Origin of the sequence: Opitutus terrae PB90-1 (genome assembly GCF_000019965.1) — a bacterium.
In the GTDB taxonomy this organism is placed as follows: domain Bacteria; phylum Verrucomicrobiota; class Verrucomicrobiia; order Opitutales; family Opitutaceae; genus Opitutus; species Opitutus terrae.
The window spans coordinates 3,119,041-3,140,165 of record NC_010571.1; the positions used below are offsets into that span (position 1 = coordinate 3,119,041).

The following is a 21,125-nucleotide window of genomic DNA, read 5'->3' on the forward strand; positions in this document are numbered from 1 at the left end:
CCACTCTGCGGCGACAGCGCCCGCAGCTCCGCGCTTCACCTTTCGAGCTCTCGGTCGCGCCTTGGCTTGCGGGCGTGCCGCCGCGCCGCGGCTTCCCTCCCGCTTCTCCCGCTTTGCTGCCCGTCTCGCCGTGGATCGCGACGACGAAATCTTCGCTGACGCCATCGAGCTGCCAACCGCCGCCCGGGCTGCGCTGCTCGACCAGGCGTGCGCGAGTGATCCCGCGCAGCGGGCGCGGATCGAAGCGTTGCTCGCGGGACATAATGCGGCGGGAGCGTTTCTGGAAAAACCCGCCGGCGCGCCGCTGCCGCTGCCCGACGAGGAAAAGCCCGGCGACGTGATCGGCCGTTATCTGCTGCTGCAGAAGATCGGGGAGGGCGGCTGCGGGGCGGTTTATCTTGCGGAGCAGAAAATGCCGGTGCACCGACGCGTCGCGCTGAAGGTGATCAAGCTCGGCATGGATACACGGACGGTGATCGCGCGGTTCGAGGCCGAGCGGCAGGCGCTGGCGTTGATGGACCATCCCGACATCGCGCGGGTGTTCGATGCCGGCGCGACCGGCGCGGGGAGGCCGTTCTTCGTGATGGAACTGGTCGACGGGCTGCCGATCACGAAGTTCTGCGATGAGCATAGGCTGACAATTCCGGCGCGGCTGGAGCTGTTCGCGCGGGTGTGCCTGGCGCTGCAGCACGCACACCAGAAGGGAATCATTCACCGCGACGTGAAGCCGTCGAACATCCTCGTGGCGCTGCGCGACGGCGAACCGGCGCCGAAGGTGATCGACTTCGGCATCGCGAAGGCGACCCAGGACCGGCTGACCGAGCAGACGCTGGTGACGGGCGTGGATCAGTTTATCGGTACGCCGGCCTACATGAGCCCGGAGCAGGCGGATCGACGCGATGGCGACATCGACACGCGCAGCGACATCTACGCGCTCGGGATCGTGCTCTACGAGCTGCTGTGCGGCCGCCTGCCGTTCGATCCGAAGACGCTCAGCCGGGCGGGAGTCGACGAGCTGCGGCGGATCATCCGCGAGGTCGAATCGCCGCGGCCATCGGCGGTCGTCGGTGTGGCCCTGCCAACCCTGAGTGACCACGGATTACGCGGATCGACACGGATGGATGACGTGAAAGAGGCAGGGAATCCGTGGATATCGGTGAGATCCGTGGTCGATCGATCCTCGGTTTGGCTGCGGTTTCACCGGCGTGGGAAGCGAACTCCAACCGCGACTCCGCCGAATATCTCGGTGGCCGCTGCTCGAGGGGTGACACCGAAGCAGCTTTCCTCAGCGCTCCGCGGCGATCTCGACTGGATCGTGATGCGCTGCCTGGAGAAGGACCGCGACCGTCGCTACGGCAGCGCACGGGAACTGGCCGATGACGTGTTGCGGCACCTGCGGCAGGAGCCCGTGGAGGCGCGGCCGCCGAACGCGGGCTATCGGCTGGAGCGGTTTGTCGCGCGGAACCGGCTGGCGTGTGCGAGTGCGGCGGCGATCGCGTTGGCGTTGATCGTCGGCACGGTCGTGAGCGTGCGCCAGGCGGTGCGCGCCACCCGCGCGGAACGAATTGCGAACGCCGAGCGCGATCTCGCCCAGGCGGCGAGCCGGGCGGAGGCGGTGGCGCGCACCGATGCGCAGCGGCGGCAGGAGCAGGCGGAGGATTTGCTCACGTTCATGCTCGGTGATTTTCGGACGGAGTTGCAGAAGATCGGCCGGCTGGCGCTACTGGATTCGGTGGGCGAGAAAGCGATGGCGTATTTCGCGGCGCTGAAGCCGGAGGAGTTGACGGACACGGCGCTGGCACGGCAGGCGAAAGCTTTGACGCAGATCGGTCAGATCCGGCTCGACCAGAATCGCTACGCCGACGCCCACGCGGCGTTCACCGCCGGCTACACCCGCGCAGCGGCGCTGGCGTCGCGGCATCCGCGGGATGGCGACATGCTCTTCGAGCGCGCGCAGGCGGAGTACTGGATCGGGTTCGTGGCACGCAGGCGAGGAGATGCTGTGGCGGAACGCGAGTGGCTCACGCGCTACCGCGATTCGGCGTTCGCTCTTTTGCACACTGAAGGTGAAACGCCACGTGCCCAGAGCGAGCTGGCGTGGGGCTACCACAATATCGCCGTGTTGGATGTGGATGCTGAGAATTTCGTGACGGCACGGGCAGGGTTCGCAGCCGAGGGACGGATGGTTAAGGAGCTGCTGATCGCAGCACCAGGCGACGTACAACTCCAAATGAGGCTGGCGGAGATCGCGTCGTGGCTGGGGGAGATTTCTCGGCGTGATGGCGACTTTGTCGCGGCGATGGACTGTTATGCGGAGGCCGCGTCCCTATTCGAAAGAATCGCGTCGTTGGAGCCGGCGGTGCCGCATTGGCGCTATCGCGTGGCCAAAAGCCTGATATTCGCGGGCGAAGTGAAACGGTCACTGGGCCTCCGGATTGCGGCTGATAATTCGTATGCCCGGGCGATAGGGCTGATGAATGAGTTGGTGGCATTCGATCCGGCAAACAAATGGTGGCGGACGGAGGCCCTGCACGCTCGAATAGTGGGTGGGCGCCCAGGTTCTGAGGAATATGGCGCTGCTTTGTCGGAAGCGCTGACGGAACTCGAAATGATGGTCAAATCGGAGCCTTCCTCTCGGGCGCTGAAGCGACTTCTTGCGGAGACACTGCGCATGCAAAGCGCAGACCGTCTGGCGGCTGGTCGAGTTGACCAAGCAGAAGGCGATATTGAGCGAGCGATTGAAGTGGGCGAAGCGCTCGTTCGAGAGGGGCAGGCCGACGCCAACGTCTGTGCTGAAGCGGCACAGGCTCATCTACTCGCGGGCCGAATCGCGATGGAGCAAAGACGGGTTGCGCGTGCACAGGAGCACTGGCGAGAAGTGCTGGCACTCCTTCGCACCCGGTTGGCGACCACCAAAGACTGCCGATTGCTGGACCCAGGCGCACAAGCCTACGTGTTGTTGGGAATGCTCGACCGGGCAAACCCTTTGGTCGAGCGACTGAGGCAGTGCGGCTATCACTCTTCCGATCCCTTGGCGGCGCCCATTCTGGACGTCGCCTCGTGGTCAACCAACGAAACCCAAAACCAATAACCCGGAGACGATATGTACCGCGCAAGAGTCAAACTGACGGTGACGCAGTTCAACAAGACAAGCGGGGAGTTTGGTCCCGGCGTTGCCGCGCCGTATGTGAAGGCAAAGTTATCCGATCTCGTGGATATATCCGCGAAGCAACGATCGAAGGGCTCGCCATTCAAGCTCGAGCCGGAAGATCCGCCCGAAGGCGTTCCACAGAAGATCAAAATCAAAGTGGACGAAGGATACCGCAATGGAGCGGAGATTACCTATCAGCTTCCCGCTGGGACCGGCGCGAACGACAACTACACGATTCTTGGCGTGGCGTTCAGCTCGAGGAACGAGGAGAACAAGAAGGAGGTCGGCCGTCAGGAGTTTCCGCAGGTGATGCTGAATCGCGACGAGGATAGCAGCGAGCTGACGATCACGGACATGTGCTCCGAGGTGAGCGAAAACAAAAAGGAGTTCTATTACGGGATCCTGATCCAGAACGTCAACGAGGGCACCATTGGCATTTACGATCCCGGCATCGTGCACGAACCGGTCGAACGCAGCACGTGATGGCTTAAGTCAGAACGACGCAGGGACGCAAAGCTCAACGAGTCGGCCCGACGCCGGCGGCTTCGCGTCTCGGCGTTAGGTGAGGGATGGGATACGCCCCACGCCAGGGACATTGAGAGCGCGACATCGCTGGACGGAATGGTGGGCAAGAGCGAGCCCTCGCCAGAGGCTACGGCGGACAAGTTGCCCGCGTTCCCAGGCGCAAGCGTGTTTTTTTGGGGGAACTCTGCGTTCCCTGCGATTGAATCGGATCGAGTCAGCGGCCAGGGAGGCACAGTGCCACATATTCGTTTACACTTAGTGCCATAAATCCGCTGACACTTTTTCTGGGGTGCGATGCCCTGGAAGATCAAAACGGCGGAGCAGCAGCGTCAGGCTCTCGCTCGGGAGATGACGCGAGGCACGGTGTCGGTGACCGCGTTGTGCGCGCGGTTTGGCGTGAGCCGCACGACCGCTTACAAGTGGGCGGCGAGGTATGTGGCTCAGGGGGTAAACGGGCTGGTTGCGCGACAACCGGGCCGCCCCAAACAGGTGAGCCAGGCGTTGGCGCGGTGGCACGCGCGCGTGTTGCTCGCGCGTCAGGCGCGGCCCAGTTGGGGTGCGCCCAAGTTGCGGTGGTGGCTCGAGCGGACGCATCCCGGCGAGCGAGTGCCGTGTAGCCGGACGCTCCACCGGTGGCTGGTAGCCGCCGGTCGCGTGCACCAGCGACGTCGCAAGCTTAGAGCCGGACCGGGGCGGCCCGCCACCGTGCTCGCCGAGCGAGTGAACGCGGTCTGGACCGCGGACTTCAAGGGAGACTTTTACACCAAAGACGGAGCGTGGATCTTGGCTTTAACGGTGCGCGATCTGTACAGCCGCTTCATGCTTACGGCCCATCCCGTGCCCCGGCAGAGCGAGCCGGTGGTCCGCCGCGTGTTCGCGCGGCTGTTCCGCCGCTTCGGCGTGCCGCAGGCGATTCGGGTTGACCGCGGCACGCCGTTTTGCGGCAGCGGGCCGTATGGCCTGACCGCGCTGAGCCTATGGTGGCAGCGGCTGGGCATCGAAGTGCAGTTTGTCAGCCGCAAACGCCGCCTCGACAACAACGCTCACGAGCAGATGCACCGCATGCTCAAGGCCGAGGCCGCCACGCCCGTGTCCCGCTCCTACGGCGCGCAAGTCCGACGCCTGCAGCGCTGGTGCGGCCGGTACAACCACGACCGTCCGCATGAGGGTTTGGCCGGACGCACTCCGGCCAGCCTCTACCGCCCGAGCACCCGGCTGCTGCCCCGACTCGTGCCGCCACAGTACCCGCTCGGCTGCGTCACTCGCCGGGTCAGGCCTCACGGCTACGTGAAGCTGGACGGCAGCCATCGCCACATCGGTCGGGCCTTCGTTGGCCTGACCGTGGCGTTCACCCCTTACCGGCAGCTTTACCGCGTACACTTCGATTCCCTCCTGCTGGGCACGATCGACCCGCGGCTAACCAGATCCGGCCTCGTCCCCGTTCGTAGGTTCAGGTGAGGGAGGGGCTGCGCCCCTCCCTCAACCCTCCCCAAGCCTCATGGCTTCCTCTTCAAGACAAACGAACCCGGCTTGGTGCGAAAAAGTGTAAGCGGATTTATGTCACTCCACCGGGACGGCCGCGCTCCCACGCAGATGCAGTAGCGCGTTTGTCCTGGGTCTACGGTCTTTGGTCGCTGGTCCTTAGGCCCTGATCCCGGTCCTCGATCCCGAGTCCGTGGTGAAGCTCGCTAAATCTGCCAGTCGTAGGCGCGGAGGTCGGTGTGCGAGGGATTCTCGATCAGCGCTTCCTTCTGCCGACGTGAGCGCGTTACGAGGTTCTCGCCCTTGTTGTAGACGACGGAGTCGGCCGGCACAGATTTGATCAGCCACACGTTGGACCCGATGATCGAGTTCTCGCCGATCTGCGTGTCGCCCCCGAGGATCGTCGCGTTCGCGTAGATCGTGACGTGGTCGCCGATATCCGGATGCCGTTTCACCCCCTTGATCGGGTCGCCGGCCTCGTCGGTCTCGAACGATTTTGCGCCGAGCGTAACGCCCTGATACAGTTTGACGTGATGGCCGATCGTCGCGGTCTCGCCGATGACCACGCCGGTGCAGTGGTCGATGAAAAAATGTGAACCGATGCGCGCGCCGGGGTGCAGGTCGCAGCCGGTGCGCTCGTGCGCGAACTCGGTGATCATCCGCGGCAGCAGCGGGACGCCGGCGCGATAAAGCTCATGCGCGAACCGCTGCAGCGAAATCACGAGTACGCACGGGTAGGCGAGGATGATTTCCTCAATGGAGCGCGCCGCGGGATCGCCGCGGTAGGCCGCGGCGACGTCTGTCTGAATCACTTCGCGCAACGCGGGCAGCTGCGTCAGAATCTTGGTCGTGAGCTGGCGGGCGCTGCTGGCGGGACCGGGGATGCCGGAGAAGCGGAGGCATTTCTCAATTTCGCTTTCCAGGCGTTTGTCGAGCTGCGTGAGCAGCTTCGCGACATGCCCGCCGACGGCTTCTTTCGTCAGCTTCGAGTTCTCGAAGAACCCGGGAAAGAGCAGGTGCATGCAATCGACGGCGAGCTGGTTCACGGACGACTGCGCGGGGAGGTTGACGCCGTCGAGGTGATTGATGCCGCCGTGCTTCGCGTAGGATGCGAGCAGCGCCTGTTGGATATCGTCGAGACTCATGCCGGACGCCAACAGAAGCGCGACTTGGCCCGATGCGCGAGTGCGAAGAATGACATGCCGCGGCGGCGGCGCCACCGTGGAAATTCGAAGCACGAAGGCCGAAATTCGAAGCTCGAAATCCAAAAGGCGACCGCGGGCGGCCGCGCTCCCAACTGCGCGCGTCAGATGTAGTACATTTCCTCGGGCGCCTTCGTGACGAGCTGGTCGAGGGTATAACGCTTGGTTTTCTCTTCGAATGATTCGCGGATCTCGAGCCACACCTGACGAATCCGCCGGCCGGAGCGACCCTCGTGATTGCCGCTCAGCTCAAGCACGGCGCCATCGATCAGCGTGATGATGTCGTAGAGCGAGATCTGGTCCGGCGGTCGGGCGAGCGCGTAACCTCCCTGAATGCCGCGGCGGCTGGTGATCAATCCGCCGTTGCGGAGTTCGCTCAGGATCTGCGCGAGAAAATTTGGCGGCAGCTTCTCCACCCGCGCGAGGTGCTCAATCTGCGCGAGCTCGCCGCTGCCGTGCAGCCGCGCGAGTTCCGCCAACACGCGGCACGCGTAATCGACCTTGGTGGAAATCTTCATTGCTGGATCAGCCGCACTAGACACCCGAACGACACGAAAGCCGAGCCAATCGTGAAGACGTGGACCCGCGAATCACACGAATGGGCGCTAAGAACGGAACGCCCGAAGGCAGCGTTCGCGGAACGATGGTGAAAAAACACAGATGGACACGGATGCACCCAGCAGAAGTTCAGCATCAGCCGCTGAGGCCCGGCAGGGGCCGTTCGGATCTGTGTCGATCGGTGTTCATCTGTGGCTGGTTCGCGGCTTGCGGACGGCTCGGAGAGCCGCCCTACCACGACCTTCGGTGTTCGCGTGATTTCGCGTTATTCGCGGGCACGCCGCTCAGATCACGTAGTCGCCGGTCTCGGGACGGGCGAGTTCGGCGGGCGGCATGAGCATGCCGGCGCCGACGGTGGCGTGGGTGCCCGGCTCGATCAGGATGAACGAGCCCGTGAGCCGGTTCGTCGCGTAACCGTCGTAGTAAATCGGTTTCGCGGTGCGGATGCGGATTTCGCCGAGATCATTCATGGCGAGCTCGGTCGGCCCGTTCGCGCGTTCGAGCGTGCTGATATCGAGCCGGTGTTCGATCTCACTCACGACCGCCTGCACGGTGTTGGTGCTGTGCTTGAGCAGATACTTCCGTCCGCGCTGCAGCGGGCGCGGGTGCATCCAGCAGATTTTTGCGTGCAGCTCGGTGGCGGCGCCGATGCGCGGCTCCAGCCCGGTAATGATGCTGCCACGGCTGATATCGATATCATCCGCGAGCACGAGCGTGACCGATTGCGGGCAAAACGCCTCCTCGACCGTGCCGTCGTAGGTCCAGATTTCCTTCACCGTCGAGACGATGCCAGCCGGCAGCGCGAGCACCTTCTGTCCGACGCGCACGATGCCGCCGGCGATCTGACCGCTGAAGCCCCGGAAGTCGTGCAACCGCGGATCGGTGGGAGTGTTGGGTCGGTTGACCCACTGCACCGGCAGGCGGAAGCCGCTGAGGTTCCAGTCGCTCGCGATGTGCACCGTCTCGAGATGCCCGAGCAGCGTGGGCCCGTCGTACCACGGCGTGTGCGTCGAAGGCGTGACGACGTTGTCGCCGTTGAGCGCGCTGATCGGAATGAACTTCACGTCCTTGATCCCGAGCCGCGGAAGAAACTCCTCAAATTGCGCGCGGATTTCGTTGAACCGCGTCTCGCTCCACTCGACGAGGTCCATCTTGTTCACCGCGACGACGAGGTGCGGAATGCGGAGCAACGAAGCGATGGCCGTGTGCCGGCGGCTCTGCTCGATCACGCCGGCGCGGGCGTCGACGAGGATGATCGACAGGTTCGCCGTGCTCGCGCCGGTGACCATGTTGCGCGTGTATTGGACGTGGCCAGGAGTGTCGGCGATGATGAACTTCCGGCGCGGCGTGGCGAAGTAGCGATAGGCGACGTCGATGGTGATGCCCTGCTCGCGTTCGGCACGGAGCCCGTCGGTGAGGTTGGCGAGATTGATCTGGCCGCCGCCGGTGATGTCCGCGGAACGCTCGAGCGCTTCGAGCTGGTCCTCCATGATCGATTTTGAATCGAAGAGCAGCCGGCCGATCAGCGTGGACTTGCCATCATCGACGCTGCCGCAGGTGTTGAAGCGGAGAATGTCGACCGGCGGAGTCACCGTTCGCGGCTCGGGGATCGGCGGCGCGAGTTCGGGAAATACGAATCGCGAATCCTGGGAGGGAGAGGCAGTGGCGGACATGAAAAATTTCAGGAGGATGCTGGTTCGATGTAGCCGCGGTCGCTGACCGCGGCGCCGGGCTCAGTGAGCCCGGCTACAATCCCAAGCTTCGCGGCGCATCAAAAATACCCCGCCTTCTTGCGATCTTCCATCGCGGCTTCGGACGTGCGGTCGTCGGCGCGCGCGCCGCGCTCCGTGACGCGCGCGGCCGCGATCTCGGCGATGATGTCGTCGACGTCATCGGCGGGTGATTCGATCATGCCGGTGCTGATGATGTCGCCGATGGTGCGGACGCGCACCACGAGTTCGCGTACGGTTTCGTTGGGCTTGGGGGGCACGATGCCGTTTACCGGCAGCCATTGGCCGCCGCGGCGGACGCAGGTGCGGCGATGGCTGAAGTAGATGCTGGGCACGTCGAGCTTCTCGCGGCGGATGTATTCCCAGACGTCCATTTCCGTCCAGTTGCTGAGCGGAAACACGCGCATGTTTTCGCCCGGATTCAGCCGGCCATTGAAGAGATTCCAGATTTCCGGCCGCTGGTTTTTCGGATCCCACTGACCAAAGCTGTCGCGGAAACTGAAGAACCGCTCCTTGGCGCGCGCCTTTTCCTCATCACGCCGCGCGCCGCCGATGCAGCAGTCGAAGCGGAACTCTTCGATCGCGGCGAGCAGCGTGGGGATCTGCAGCCGGTTGCGGCTGACCTCGCCGGGCGCGGGTGTGGCGATGCCGGTGGCGATCGCGTCCTCGACTTTCCGGATGATCAGTTTCGCGCCAAGTTGGGCGGCGCGACGGTCGCGGAATTCGTTCAACTCGGGAAAATGGTGACCGGTGTCGACGTTCAGCAACGGCAGCGGCAGTTCGGCGGGACGGAAGGCTTTCTCGGCGAGCCGCAGCAGGCAGATCGAATCCTTGCCGCCGGAGAAGAGCAGCGCGGGGCGTTCGAATTCGCCCGCGACTTCGCGCATCACGTGGATCGCTTCGGTTTCGAGGTGCTGCAGGTGATCGAGGTGGTAGTTGGGCACGGGAGCGCGCCGCGACGGCGCGAGGTGAGGGTTGAGAGGTGAGCGGCGGAGTTCGGAACTAGGAAATCGGAGGTCGAGAATCGGAGATCGAAGATCGGGTGCGGACGCTGTGCGTGGGAGCGCGGCCGTCCTCGGCCGCAGGTTGGGGGGATCGAAGTTCGAAGATCGGATTCGGGGATTGGTGTTTGCCGTTGACGGACAGCCGGCTCGTCCGCCGTAGCTTTAGCGAAGGCGGAAGAGCGGTCCCTACCATCATACCGTGGCCACCGCTTGGGCGCCCCACGATGCATGCAGACCGCACTCGCGCTTCTCGTCGGCCTTCGCCGGATCGAAATAGTCCCACTCGTTCGGCAGGCCGTGCTTCGTGAGATATGCCTCCATCTCCGCGTCGCTCGAGTGGAAGACGGGACTCACCTTGAGCGTGCCGAAGTTTCCGTCGGGCGAGACGATGTCGAGCTCTGCGCGGTTCGGATTCTGCACCTTGCGCAACGCGGTGATCCACACGGTAGGCGCGAGTTCCTTCATGCCGCGTTGAAACGGCTCGAGCTTCATGACGGCGCTGAATTGTTTGAGCGCGTCCTCGTCGGCGGGCGTCGGGATCTCGCCGTGAATTGCGTCGCGATGGGCGGGGCTGATCCGCGGCAGGTAAGCTTTCAGGTTGAGTCCAAGCTGCGCCCGCAGCTGCTCGGCGTGGCGATACGTGGCGGCGCGGTTGTAGCCATGGTCGACCCAGAGGACGGGAATGTCCGGCTGCACCTGGGTGGCGAGGTGGAGGACGACAGCTTCGTAAGGACGAAAATTGGTTGAGACGATTGCGCGGCCGTTGGCTTTCGCGATGGCCCAGCGGACGATTTCCAGCGGCGACTGCGAGCGAAGCGCGAGGTTCCAGTGGTGAATTTCGGTCGGGGACATGGGTGGTGTGGGAGCTGAGAGCTAAGAGCTGAGAGGCTGGAGTTGAGAGCGCGGAAAGGAGTTGAGAGGTGAGGGTTGAGCGCCGAAGGCCCTGAGCTTGTCGAAGGGTTGAGAGGACGGAGATCGGGTTTCGGAGTTCGAAGATCGTGATCGGAGCTCGGGGGGAGTCGTTGCAGGTGAGTGAGGGCGTTCGCGTGGGCGCGCGGCCCGTCCTCGGTCGCAGGATCTGAAAGCCCGCCGAGATGGCGGGCTTCACTTAAACGGCGACGAGGGCGGGCTGAGGCTTGGGTGCTGCGGGGGCAGACGCGGAAGCGAGGGCGGCTTTGGCCGCGGCGATCTCCGGCCAGAGGACACGCGCGGCGAAATCGCCGAACCGCTCGCCGGCCACGCGCTCGTTTTTCCAGCGCGTGAGCAGCGGTCGCAGCTCGGTCTCGATCTCCGGATCCTTCACGGTGTCGCGGTAGAGCCGGTTGAGTCGCGTGCCGGCCGCATCGCCGCCGAGCCAGAGTTGGTAGCGGCCAGGCGCCTTGCCGACGAAGGCGATCTCGGCCATGTACGGCCGCGCGCAGCCGTTCGGGCAACCGGTCGAGCGAATGATGATCTCTTCGCCGGCGATGCCGATCTCTGCGCCGAGCTTTTCAATCCGGTCGATGAGTCCGGGCAGCATCCGCTCCGACTCGGCGAGTGCGAGCCCACAGGTCGGGAGTGCGGGGCAGGCCATTGCGACGGCGTGCAGCGGCGAAGCCTGGTCGGTGGTTTTCACGCCGTGAGCGGCGAGGATCGCGTCGATCGTGGCACGGTCGGCGTCGGGAATGTTCGCCAGGATGATGTTCTGGTTCGCGCTGAGCCGGAATTCGATGTGCGGGAGCTTTTGGGCGATCTCGCGGAGCGCGGTCTTCTGCCGGCGCCCGTCAGCGTCCTTCACCCGGCCGGTTTCGACGAAGAGCGTGAGAAACCACGAGCCGTCGACGGCGCGATTCCAGCCGTAGACGTCGCCCGTCGTGGTGAACTCGTAGCGGCGCACGGCGGAAAGCACACCGCCGGCGCGGCGGTTGACCTCGGCGAAGGTCCACGCGGTGCCGCGTTCCTCGATGACATACTTCAGGCGCGCGTGCTTGCGATTCACGCGGTCGCCGAAATCGCGGTGGATCGTGAGCACCGCCTTCGCGACGTCGATGACGTGCTCCGGTTGGACAAAACCGATCACGTCGGCCAGCCGGGGGAACGTCTGCTCGTTGCCATGACTGCGACCCATGCCGCCGCCGACCGCGACGTTGTAGCCGAGCAAGCGGTCGTTCTCGATGATCGCAATGAATCCGAGGTCGTTCGTGTAGATGTCCATGTCGTTCACCGGGGGAACAACGAAGGACACCTTGAATTTTCGCGGGAGGTAGGTGGGACCGTAGAGCGGATCGACGAAGTCCTTGTTGGCGGGCTCGTCGAGGTTCAGCTGCACGTGGTCGATCCAGATCGAGTGGTAAGCCTTGGTCTTCGGCGCGAGCGCGAGCGCGACCCGGACGGCGTCGGCGTAGGCCTGCTCGCGGACCTTGCTGGTGGCGGGAGTGGGCGACGCGGTGACGTTGCGACTGACGTCGCCGCAGGCAGCGAGCGTGGAGAGCAGCGAGGCGTTGATGCCCTTGATCAAGGCGCCGAGGCCGGACTTCAGCACGCCGTGGAACTGGATGCTCTGGCGGGTGGTAATCCGGAGCGTGTTGTTGCCGTGGCGCGTGGCGAGGTCGTCGAACGCGATCCATTGCGCCGGCGTCATCACGCCGCCGGGAATCCGGCCGCGCACCATCATCAGGTATTTCTTGCCGGTTTTGCGGACGTCGCGGTCGTCCTGTTGATAGCATCCGTGGAATTTGAGGAACTGCGTGTCGTCGTCGGAGAAACGATCGGCCGCGGAATCGGCAAGCGTGGCGGCGATCGTGCCGGCGAGCAGCGGATCGTTCTGTTTCAGGACCTCGTTGGCGGAGACTGGTGTGGGAGCTGCTTCTGGCATGGAAAGGAAAACCTTTAGTTGACTACTTCAGTAAACAAGTAAACAGAAATCCGCAACCATGACGTTTTCTCTTTCTGCCGAGTCGTCGACAGCCCCCGGTCGCGTGCTCCTGGTTGGCGCAGGCCCCGGCGCACCGGACCTGATCACGTTGCGCGGCGTGCAGGCGCTGCAGCATGCGCAGGTGGTTCTCTACGACGATCTTGCCAACGCCGCGTTGCTCGAGCACTGCCCGGCGCCAGCGGAGCGAATCTATGTTGGCAAGCGGCTGGGCAGCCACAGCGCGACGCAGGATCACATTTGCGACTTGCTCATCGAAAAAGCGCGCACCGGCCGGCGCGTGGTCCGGCTCAAGGGGGGCGATCCGATGATCTTTGGCCGCGTCGGCGAGGAGCTCGCTGCGCTGACGGAAGCCGGCATTCCGTGGGAAATCGTGCCGGGCGTCACGGCCGCGTCGGCGGCGGGCGCGATGGCGGGGATTCCGCTCACGCAGCGCGGCGTGAGCTCGACGATGGTTTTCGTGACGGGCCACCCCTGCGGCGGACAAACCACCACGCCGGTGGATTGGCGGGCGCTGGCGGGATTGCAGGCGACGTTGTGCGTCTACATGGGGACGCAGCGATTCGGCGAGATCGCCGACGAACTCATGGCCGGTGGCCGGCGCCGCGACACGGCAGTGGCCGTGATCTCGAATGCGACACTCAGCTCGCAGCACGTGCGGATCGGCACGCTGGCGGACGGCGACGAGCTGACGAATGATCCGCAGCGGCGCCCGGCGCTGATCCTCATCGGCGAGGTCGTGCGTTGGAGCGAGATGCTGAAAGCGGCTGAACTCGCCGGCGCGGCGTGTGAGGTTTGAACGGAACAGCCGTTCCATTTATGTTCATCCGTCGTCTCCCCTTCGACCTGCAACTGATCTCAGCCTGAGCGACGGACAGCGAGGATGTCTGATGAATGCCGATTCACGAATACTGCTGGTCGACAACGGCTCGCTCGAACCGGCGAGCACTCAGCAGCTACGCCGGCTCGCGGCGGGGCTGACGGAACGCGTCAGGGTGGAAGTCGTGCCCGCGTCCGTGGCCCACTCGTCCAAGATCCCCGCGGAGCAGCTCGATGGCCGGCCGGCGGAGTTGTTCGAAGCGGCGCTTGACCGCGTGCTCCGCGAAGGAGCGATCGATGTGCGCGTCGTGCCACTATTCGTCGGCCCGTCGTATGCGATCGTGCGACACGTGCCGGCGGTGATTGCGGAGCAGCAAACCCGGTTCCCACAGGTGCGGATCGCGCTCGCAGATCCTTTGGCCGTGGCTGGCGAGCCGCGGCTGGCGCAAATCCTGGCGGCGCATGTTCGCGAGATCCTCACTTCCACGGCGATGAATGGCGAAGCGGGCGCCAGGGGCGGGACGAAGGTCAGGGTGGCGGTGGTCGATCACGGGAGTCCGTCGCGCGCGGTGACGGACGTGCGCGATGCCGTGGCAGCGCAGGCGCGCGACTTGCTCGGGGACGAAGTGGCGGCGGTGACGGCGTGCAGCATGGAGCGGCGCGACGGGCCGGAGTACGCGTTCAACGAACCGCTGCTCGCGAACCTGCTGCGCGAAGACGGCTGGCGCGATGGTCCCGTGGTCGTCGCGCTGCTGTTCATCGCGCCGGGGAAGCACGCGGGGGACGAAGGCGACGTCGCGCAGATCGTGCGGCGGGCGCGTCCGGATGGCGGCGCTGGAGTCCGCTTTACGCCGGTGCTCGGCGCGCATCCGTTGCTGCTGGAGGTGCTGGCAGATCGAGCGCGGGACGTGCGCTGCTCCCGACTCGAGCCAACCGCCGTCGCGGGCGCCGTCGGCACCCTGTAACCTGTTAGGTTACATAGTCACCCGCGGGTGGATGCCCGCGCCTCCAAGGGGCAATCGCGCGGGTCACTCGGCGAGGTCGAGTTCCTTCCAAGGATGCAGATCGAGCAGCGTGGGGAAGAAATTGATCAGCTTCGGGCTGACGAGGTGCACGCGATTGTAGTAGTAAATCGGCATGACCGGCAGCTCGTCGACGAGGATCTGATCCAGCTGCTGATAGATTTCGTAGCGCTCCTCGGTCGTCTTGGCGTGGAGCGAGGCGGCGAGCAGCCGGTCGTATTCGGCGCTGCCCCAGCCGGTGTCGTTGTTGCCGCTGGTGGTTTCCCACAGATCCAAAAACACGTGCGGGTCGACGTAGTCGGCGATCCAGCCGGCGCGCTGAATGTCGAAATTCTTCGTGTGCTGTGCGTCGATGTAGACCTTCCACTCTTGGTTCGAGAGGGCGATGTCGATGCCGAGGTTGCGCCGCCACATCTGCTGGATCGCCTCGGCGATGAGCCGGTTGTTCTGCTGCGTGTTGTACATCAGCGTCAGCGGCGGAAAGCCGCGGCCTTCTGGAAAACCGGCTTCGGCGAGCAGCCGGCGGGCCTCCTCGACCGTGCCCTGCAAGCGCGCGCGGGGCGTATAGCCCTGATTGCCCGGATAACTCACCGCGTAGGCGGGACGTTCGTCGCCGCGGACGACGTTGTTCACGAGGCTCTCGCGATCGATGGCGAGCGCCAGCGCACGGCGCACGCGGACATCGTTCAACGGTGGTCGCGTGACGTTGAACCGGTAAAAGTAGGTACCGAGATATGGTGCGATCCGCAGCGCGGCCGGATTCTCGCGCCGATAGACGTCGATCTTGGCGCTCGGCACCTCGTAGGTGACGTGGAGCTGGCCGGTCCGAAACATCCGCTCCTCGGTGTCGAGATTATCGACGGGGAAGAAATGAATTTCGTCGAGCTTCACGCGAGCGCGGTCCCAATAGGTGGGCGAGCGTTGCACGACGAAGGCTTGGTTCGGTCGCCAGGACTTGATCACGAACGCGCCGTTGCCGACGAAGTTCTCCGGTCGCGTCCAGTTGGTGCCGCGCCGCGCGAGTCCGTCGAATTTCGCCACGGTGGCGAGGTGAACGGGAAACCACGCGTAGTGGTTCATCGCGTTGAGCAGATACGGCGTTGGCTGGAGCAGTCGGATCTCCAGCGTGCGATCGTCGAGCGCGCGGAAGCCGACTTGGGAAAAGTCCGTCAGCTTGCCGTCGTAGTAGTCTTTCGCGCCGACGATGTAATTGTAGAGCATGTAGGCGTATTCCGCGGCGAGCGCAGGCGTGAGGATCCTTTGATAGGAGCCCACGAAGTCACGCGCGGTGACCGGATCGCCATTGGCCCAGCGGGCGTCGGCGCGCAGGTGAAACGTGTAGGTGAGCCCTTCGGCGGAAATCTCCCACGACTCGGCGACACCCGGCACCGGATGCAGATCGCGCGCGTCGTAGCTCACGAGGCCCTCGCCGAGCGCGGTGACCACCATGTGCTCGGGGAGGCCGGTGACGATTTGCGGATCGATATCCTGCACCTCGGCGCCGTTGCCGTAGAGGAGGATTTTCGGCGCAGGTTTGGCAGAACCGCCAGAGCCGTCGGCGGCCTGAACCGGCGCGCCTTCGCGTTTGCCGCAGCCGGTCAGAGCGAGAACAAGGGCCGCCAGCGTGAGCCAGAGCCGGCAGGAGTGAACGTTCATCGAGAACAAAAGCGGAAGAAGAAGTGGGAAAAGGAAACGGCAACGAGCGACCGTACAAAGCCGTCGCTGGTCAGGCGATCATCACCACAGCGTCAGTTGATTCCGGCGGATTGGAGCATCGCCTCGCGCCGGGCCTTGAACTCGCTGCCAGACTTCCATTGCGGACGGCCTGAGTCGTTGGCGACGCGCAGGCCAACCCGGAACATGAACTCGGCGTCTTGCACGGCGCCCTCGAACGTCCAGTCCGACTGAACCTCGTCGCTCACCTTGTGGTAATGCTTGTTGATATATTCCTGCGTGAGTTTTTCGCCGAAATCGGCCGGCTGGTCCAGGTAGGTTCGGCCGGCTTTCGGGTAAAATGCCGGCACTCCAACCTTCGCGAACTCGAAGTGGTCGCTGCGATAATACGAGCCGTGTTCGGGATGTTCCTCCGGCGTGAGCTGACGGCCCTGCGCCTGAGCGACGGCCAGGCCAAGGTCATCGAGCGTGGAAGCGCCGAGGCCAACCACGGCGATGTCGCTCGTCCGACCGTAAGTGTTGGCACCGTCCATGTTGATATTCGCGACGGTGTGCGTGAGCGGGTAGAGCGGATGCTCGGCGTAGTAGCGCGAACCGAGCAACCCTTTTTCCTCCGCCGTGACGGACAAGAAAAGGATGCTGCGCTTGGCGCGCTGGTCGGCGGGCAACTCGGCGAACGCCCGCGCGAGTTCGATCAGCACCGCGACTCCGCTGGCGTTGTCGAGCGCGCCATTGAAAATCTGATCGCCGGCGAGCGACGCGTCGCGGCCGAGGTGATCCCAGTGCGCGGAATAAACGACGTATTCGTGGCGCAGCGTGGGATCGGCGCCCTCGAGTTTCGCGACGACGTTGCGCGAATTCACGTCGCGGAGCGTGCTGTCGATCGTTAACGAGGCCCGCGCGTCGAGCGGCACCGGCCGAAACTCGCGCGTGGCGGCGGCTTTTTTCAGCCTTTCGTAGTTCTGGCCGGCGGCGGCGAAGATCGACTTCGCCGCGTCGTAGGTGAGCCAGCCTTCCATCGCCGCATGGCCGGCGTTGCCGTCGGGCGTGCGGAGTTCGAAATTTTCACGGCTGCGACTGCCGGTCACGACGGCCCACGGATAGGCCGCGGGTTCGGTCTCGTGCACGATCAGGCAGCCGGCGGCGCCCTTCGCCGCGGCGATCTCGTATTTGTAGGTCCAGCGGCCGTAGTAGGTCATCGCCTTGCCGCCGAACACCTGCGGATCGAGCGTGCCAGTCGCGGCGTCGCGCACTGGCGGATCGTTGATCAGCATCACGATGGTTTTGCCGCGCACGTCCACATCCTTGTAGTCGTCCCAACCAAACTCGGGCGCGACGATGCCGTAGCCGACGAAGATGAGTTCGCTGTTCTTCACCTCGATGTGCGACGTGATGCGGCTCGTGGGGCCGACGAATTCTTCGACGTGCTTCAAGGTGCGCGTCTCTCCGCCGACCTCGATCGAGAGCGTGGGACGCGAAGTGATGCCGACGAGCGGCACGGCCTGCACGAACGTTCCGTCCGGATTGCCCGGCTGCAGTCCGAGTTTTTTGAATTCCTGCGTCAGATAAGCGACCGTCTTCTCCTCGCCAGCTGAGCCGGGCGCGCGGCCCTCGAATTCGTCGGAGGCGAGCACCTTCGTGTGCGCGAGCATCCGCTCGGCAGAGAACGACGTGCCGGCGGCGGACAGGGCGGGCAGCGGCAGCACGGCCAGTGCGAGCATCAGCGCAGCGGCCCGACGTGGTGGCGGAGGGCGATGGAACGTGACGCGCGGGGTATCAGCGGGGAGGTGTGATTTCGACATCGAGGTAGAAGCGTGTCCAAAGAGCGTCAGGTTGCCAGCCGCGGACGCGAGGCGACATGAGCCAGTTGATGGAGTTGAAATAGAGCGGAGTGAGCGGGCATTCATCAAGCAGCCTCGCTTCCGCGGCGTCCAGCTGCGCCTGCCGCGGGATGGGCTCGGAACTCGCGTGGGCGGCGGCGAGGAGCGCGTCGTAGCGCGCATCGGACCAGTGCGGGTAGTTGGCCGGCGCGGCGGAAAGAAAGTCCTTGAGAACGTCGGCGGGGTCGGCGACGTCGGGGATCGTGTTAACGAGTGCGATGTCGTAGCGTGCCTCACGCAGCGCGGCGAGATGGACGCGGGCTTCGCGAATCGTGATGGCGACGCGCACACCGAGTTCCTTCTGCCACATCTGCTGCACGGCTTCGATGAGCTGTGGCGTCACGCCCCACGCGGACAATTCCAGCTGCGGGAAACCGCGGCCGTCGGCGAATCCCGCCTCGGCGAGCAACTGCCGCGCAGCGGCGGGATCGAAGGAAATCGGACGGTTCAGGGAGCTGTTCCGACCGCGCAGCAGCGGTGAGACGAGCGTGTCGGCTGGCTGCTGGCCGCCGCGGAGGACGGAGTGGACAAGTTGTTCGCGATCGAGCGCGAGAGAGAGTGCGCGGCGAACGCGTGGATTGTCGAGTGGCGGGCGCGTGGTGTTGAACGAGAGATAGCGCGTCTCGGCGAGCGGTGCGCGGTGGAGCTCGGCAGGGCGCTCCGCGGCGTAGACGTCGAGCTTGCTGAACGGCACCGACATCGTGACGTCGATCTGGCCGGCGCGATAGGCGCGCTCCTCGGTGTCGCCGCTGTCGAAGGCGATGAACTGGATCTCGTCGAGCCGAACGCGTTGGGGCGAATGATAGTGCGGGTTGCGACGAACGACGATCCGCTGGTTCGGTCGCCACTCTTCGAGCGTGAACGGGCCGTTGCCGACGAAGTTTTCCGGGCGAGTCCAATCGCGTCCGTGCTGCTCCACCGTGCGGGGATGGACGGGCAGCCAGGGTCCGCTGGCGGCGTAGACCAGAAAATTCGGCTCCGGCCGCTCCAGCGTGATCACGAACGTGCGCGGATCGGGCGCGGCGAAGCCGACGCCTGCAAAGTCGGTTAGCGCACCCGACGCGAACGCGCGGGCGTTTTTCACGAGATGAAAGAGCGGAGCCTTCGACGCGGCGGTTGCCGGCTGAAGCGCGCGGCGGTAGGACGCGAGGAAATCCTCGGCGGTGACGGGATCGCCGTTGGACCAGCGCGCGTCGGCGCGAAGATGAAACGTGACGATGAGTCCGTCGGCGGAAGTCTCCCAGCGTTCGGCGACGCCCGGCGCGACGCCGGCGACTGCGCCGGTGGAGGAGGTTAGCGGGAGCGGGTTGACGAGGCCCTCGCTCAACGCGCGGAGAATGAAGAATTCGTCAGGGAGCGTGGCGCGTGCCGGATCGAGATCGGCGGGTTCGTTGCGCTGACTGATCCGGAGAACGCGCGCGGAGGAATCGGTAGCCGCTGGTGGATCGCGGCGGGCGCAGCCTGAAGAGAGAGCGATAGAGAGGCAGAGCAACGCGCCGAAGGTGCGGCCGAGGGCGGCCGCGCGCCCACGCGCGCCACGACGACTGTTTCCGACGCTCACGGTTTCGGCTCGAGCCACACGTGCTTGTAGGGGTGGTGGTCGAGGAGCGTCGGATGCCAGCCGCGCACGGACGGGCGAATCAGGAACGCGTGCGTGTTGTAGTAGAGCGGAACGATCGGCGCCGCCGCGAGCATCGCAGCTTCGGCTTCGCGCAACTGCGCCGCACGCGCGGTGGGATCGAGATTGCGGGCGGCGGCGAAGAGGAGCGAATCGTACGCGGCGCTCGACCAGCCGGTGTAGTTGTTGCCGCTGTTGCTGCGCATGATCTCCAAAAACGTGAGCGGATCGAGGTAGTCGCCGACCCAATCGGAGAATAGAATTTGGAATCGGCCGGCGCGGCGCTCGGACTGCACGACCTTCAGCTCCTGATTCACCAGTCGCACGTCGAGCCCGAGTTCGCGGCGCCACATTTCCTGCAGCGCTTCCGCGATGACGCGGTGATTCTCGGAACTGTTGTAGAGAAACTCGAGCGGCGGGAACCCCTTGCCGCCGGGATACCCGGCTTCCGCGAGCAAGCGGCGGGCTTCCGCGGGATCGCTCAACGGCAGGGCCGGCGGCACGTAGCCCGGCAGATCCGGCGGGGTCAGCGCTGCGGCCGGACGCTGACCGGCGCGGAGGATTTTTTCGACGATGGCGGTGCGGTCGATCGCGAGCGAGAGGGCACGTCGCACGCGCGCATCGCCGAGGCTGGGATGCCGGAGGTTTAGTCGCAGGAAATAAGTGTTGAGATACGGATCGGTACGGAGGAGCTGCGGCTCGGAGTGGCGGTAGCTGTCGACCTTTCCCGCCGGCAGCACATACGTGAGGTGGAGCTGGTTCGCGCGAAACATGCGCTCTTCGGCGTCGCGGCTGTCGACGGGATAAAAGCGGATGCCACGCAGCCGGACCTTCGCGGCATCCCAGTAGGTGTCGGAACGCTCGACGGCGATAAACTGGTTCGGCTTCCAGGTTTTCAGGACAAAAGGGCCGTTGCCGACGAACCGGTCCGGGCGGGTCCAGTTGGTGCCACGTTCGTAGGGCGAGCCGTGCTTTCCGATCGCGGCGAGATGGACCGGGAGCCAGACGGCGTGCGTGAGCAGCGAGAGGAAATGCGGCGCGGGGTGCTCGAGCGTGACGCGCAGCGTGCGCGCATCCAGCGCGGCGGCACCCACGTGGGCGAAGTCCTTGCCCGTGCCGGAATGAAAGGCCTCGGCACCCTGCAGTACGTACAGCAGGCTGGCGTTGTCCGCCGCGAGCGACGGCGTGAGCACGCGCTGCCACGAGGCGACGAAATCACCGGCGGTGACGGGCTCGCCGTTGGACCAGCGCGTGTCGCTGCGCAGGTGGAACGTGTAGATCAAGCCATCCGGCGAAACTTCCCAACGCTCGGCCACGCCGGGGACGGGATGAAGATCGACCGGATCCTCCGACACGAGGCCTTCGAACAGTGCGGACGCCACGTCCATCTCGGTGATGTTCACCGCGAGATGAGGATCGAGATCGGCGACGTCGTGACCGACGCCGCGGTGTAGCACGCGTTCGGCATCGCCGCGCTCGACGGAGGATTCGCGCGGACCGCAACCCGCGGCGAAAATCATCGCCGCAAAAAGGCCCAGAAGGCGTAAAA

15 protein-coding genes are annotated in these 21,125 nt (G+C 64.9%); 5 read left to right on the plus strand and 10 right to left on the minus strand.

Features of this window, described 5'->3' with window-relative positions; translation table 11 throughout:
* Positions 1–130: 130 nt before the first annotated feature.
* From OTER_RS25550 to OTER_RS12295, 3 genes are all read left to right on the plus strand, one after another.
* The gene (locus OTER_RS25550; RefSeq protein ID WP_012375242.1) at positions 131–3,091 is read left to right on the plus strand and encodes a serine/threonine-protein kinase; all 2,961 of its coding nucleotides are present in this window, start codon (positions 131–133) and stop codon (positions 3,089–3,091) included.
* Between the two features lie 12 nt (positions 3,092–3,103).
* The gene (locus OTER_RS12290) at positions 3,104–3,634 is read left to right on the plus strand and encodes a hypothetical protein (RefSeq protein WP_012375243.1); all 531 of its coding nucleotides are present in this window, start codon (positions 3,104–3,106) and stop codon (positions 3,632–3,634) included.
* Positions 3,635–3,970: 336 nt separating this feature from the next.
* Positions 3,971–5,134, plus strand: a complete 1,164-nt coding sequence (locus tag OTER_RS12295; RefSeq protein WP_012374564.1) for a helix-turn-helix domain-containing protein — start codon at positions 3,971–3,973, stop codon at positions 5,132–5,134.
* A 230-nt stretch (positions 5,135–5,364) separates the two neighbouring features.
* Here OTER_RS12295 and epsC read toward each other — a convergent pair whose 3' ends face one another.
* From epsC to OTER_RS12325, 6 genes are all read right to left on the minus strand, one after another.
* Positions 5,365–6,303 (minus strand): serine O-acetyltransferase EpsC, encoded by a 939-nt coding sequence (gene epsC, locus OTER_RS12300; protein ID WP_012375244.1) that lies wholly within the window; start codon positions 6,301–6,303, stop codon positions 5,365–5,367.
* Between the two features lie 161 nt (positions 6,304–6,464).
* Complete coding sequence (locus OTER_RS12305; protein ID WP_012375245.1) at positions 6,465–6,878, minus strand: RrF2 family transcriptional regulator; 414 nt, start codon at positions 6,876–6,878, stop codon at positions 6,465–6,467.
* Between the two features lie 324 nt (positions 6,879–7,202).
* Positions 7,203–8,591 (minus strand): sulfate adenylyltransferase subunit 1, encoded by a 1,389-nt coding sequence (locus tag OTER_RS12310; RefSeq protein WP_012375246.1) that lies wholly within the window; start codon positions 8,589–8,591, stop codon positions 7,203–7,205.
* A 98-nt stretch (positions 8,592–8,689) separates the two neighbouring features.
* Positions 8,690–9,535 carry a sulfate adenylyltransferase subunit CysD gene (gene cysD, locus OTER_RS12315; RefSeq protein WP_343123235.1) on the minus strand — a complete coding sequence of 282 codons (846 nt, stop codon included), beginning with the start codon at positions 9,533–9,535 and terminating at the stop codon, positions 8,690–8,692.
* Positions 9,536–9,844: 309 nt separating this feature from the next.
* Positions 9,845–10,504: a phosphoadenosine phosphosulfate reductase domain-containing protein gene (locus OTER_RS12320; protein WP_012375248.1), complete on the minus strand. Its 660-nt coding sequence runs from the start codon at positions 10,502–10,504 to the stop codon at positions 9,845–9,847.
* A 256-nt stretch (positions 10,505–10,760) separates the two neighbouring features.
* Positions 10,761–12,506, minus strand: coding sequence for an NADPH-dependent assimilatory sulfite reductase hemoprotein subunit (locus tag OTER_RS12325; protein WP_012375249.1), 1,746 nt, complete (start codon positions 12,504–12,506; stop codon positions 10,761–10,763).
* Positions 12,507–12,564: 58 nt separating this feature from the next.
* On the opposite strand from OTER_RS12325, the gene cobA reads away from it, so the two are divergent.
* Entirely contained in the window at positions 12,565–13,362 is a 798-nt protein-coding gene (gene cobA, locus OTER_RS12330) for a uroporphyrinogen-III C-methyltransferase (protein WP_012375250.1), read from the plus strand.
* Between the two features lie 91 nt (positions 13,363–13,453).
* Positions 13,454–14,347, plus strand: coding sequence for a sirohydrochlorin chelatase (locus tag OTER_RS12335; RefSeq protein WP_012375251.1), 894 nt, complete (start codon positions 13,454–13,456; stop codon positions 14,345–14,347).
* Positions 14,348–14,410: 63 nt separating this feature from the next.
* On the opposite strand, the gene OTER_RS12340 is transcribed toward OTER_RS12335, so the two are convergent.
* The 4 genes from OTER_RS12340 to OTER_RS12355 all read right to left on the minus strand — a co-directional run bounded on the left by OTER_RS12340 (position 14,411) and on the right by OTER_RS12355 (position 21,096).
* On the minus strand, positions 14,411–16,060 hold the full coding sequence (locus OTER_RS12340) for a peptide ABC transporter substrate-binding protein (RefSeq protein WP_012375252.1): 1,650 nt from the start codon (positions 16,058–16,060) through the stop codon (positions 14,411–14,413).
* 92 nt (positions 16,061–16,152) lie between these two features.
* Positions 16,153–17,799 carry a M28 family metallopeptidase gene (locus tag OTER_RS12345; RefSeq protein ID WP_012375253.1) on the minus strand — a complete coding sequence of 549 codons (1,647 nt, stop codon included), beginning with the start codon at positions 17,797–17,799 and terminating at the stop codon, positions 16,153–16,155.
* Between the two features lie 55 nt (positions 17,800–17,854).
* Complete coding sequence (locus tag OTER_RS12350) at positions 17,855–19,519, minus strand: peptide ABC transporter substrate-binding protein (RefSeq protein WP_012375254.1); 1,665 nt, start codon at positions 19,517–19,519, stop codon at positions 17,855–17,857.
* On the minus strand, positions 19,516–21,096 hold the full coding sequence (locus OTER_RS12355; RefSeq protein WP_012375255.1) for a peptide ABC transporter substrate-binding protein: 1,581 nt from the start codon (positions 21,094–21,096) through the stop codon (positions 19,516–19,518). Before OTER_RS12355 ends, OTER_RS12350 begins: the two co-directional genes overlap by 4 nt.
* Between the last annotated feature and the right edge of the window lie 29 nt (positions 21,097–21,125).

What these genes read in the sequence shown, in the direction of transcription:
- OTER_RS12290 (WP_012375243.1), top strand. Translation starts at nt 3,104, where the DNA reads ATGTACCGCGCAAGAGTCAAACTGACGGTGACGCAGTTCAACAAGACA.
- OTER_RS12295 (WP_012374564.1), top strand. Translation starts at nt 3,971, where the DNA reads ATGCCCTGGAAGATCAAAACGGCGGAGCAGCAGCGTCAGGCTCTCGCT.
- epsC (WP_012375244.1), bottom strand. Translation starts at nt 6,303, where the DNA reads ATGAGTCTCGACGATATCCAACAGGCGCTGCTCGCATCCTACGCGAAG.
- OTER_RS12305 (WP_012375245.1), bottom strand. Translation starts at nt 6,878, where the DNA reads ATGAAGATTTCCACCAAGGTCGATTACGCGTGCCGCGTGTTGGCGGAA.
- OTER_RS12310 (WP_012375246.1), bottom strand. Translation starts at nt 8,591, where the DNA reads ATGTCCGCCACTGCCTCTCCCTCCCAGGATTCGCGATTCGTATTTCCC.
- cysD (WP_343123235.1), bottom strand. Translation starts at nt 9,535, where the DNA reads ATGCGCGAAGTCGCGGGCGAATTCGAACGCCCCGCGCTGCTCTTCTCC.
- OTER_RS12320 (WP_012375248.1), bottom strand. Translation starts at nt 10,504, where the DNA reads ATGTCCCCGACCGAAATTCACCACTGGAACCTCGCGCTTCGCTCGCAG.
- OTER_RS12325 (WP_012375249.1), bottom strand. Translation starts at nt 12,506, where the DNA reads ATGCCAGAAGCAGCTCCCACACCAGTCTCCGCCAACGAGGTCCTGAAA.
- cobA (WP_012375250.1), top strand. Translation starts at nt 12,565, where the DNA reads ATGACGTTTTCTCTTTCTGCCGAGTCGTCGACAGCCCCCGGTCGCGTG.
- OTER_RS12335 (WP_012375251.1), top strand. Translation starts at nt 13,454, where the DNA reads ATGAATGCCGATTCACGAATACTGCTGGTCGACAACGGCTCGCTCGAA.
- OTER_RS12340 (WP_012375252.1), bottom strand. Translation starts at nt 16,060, where the DNA reads ATGAACGTTCACTCCTGCCGGCTCTGGCTCACGCTGGCGGCCCTTGTT.
- OTER_RS12345 (WP_012375253.1), bottom strand. Translation starts at nt 17,799, where the DNA reads ATGCTCGCACTGGCCGTGCTGCCGCTGCCCGCCCTGTCCGCCGCCGGC.
- OTER_RS12355 (WP_012375255.1), bottom strand. Translation starts at nt 21,096, where the DNA reads ATGATTTTCGCCGCGGGTTGCGGTCCGCGCGAATCCTCCGTCGAGCGC.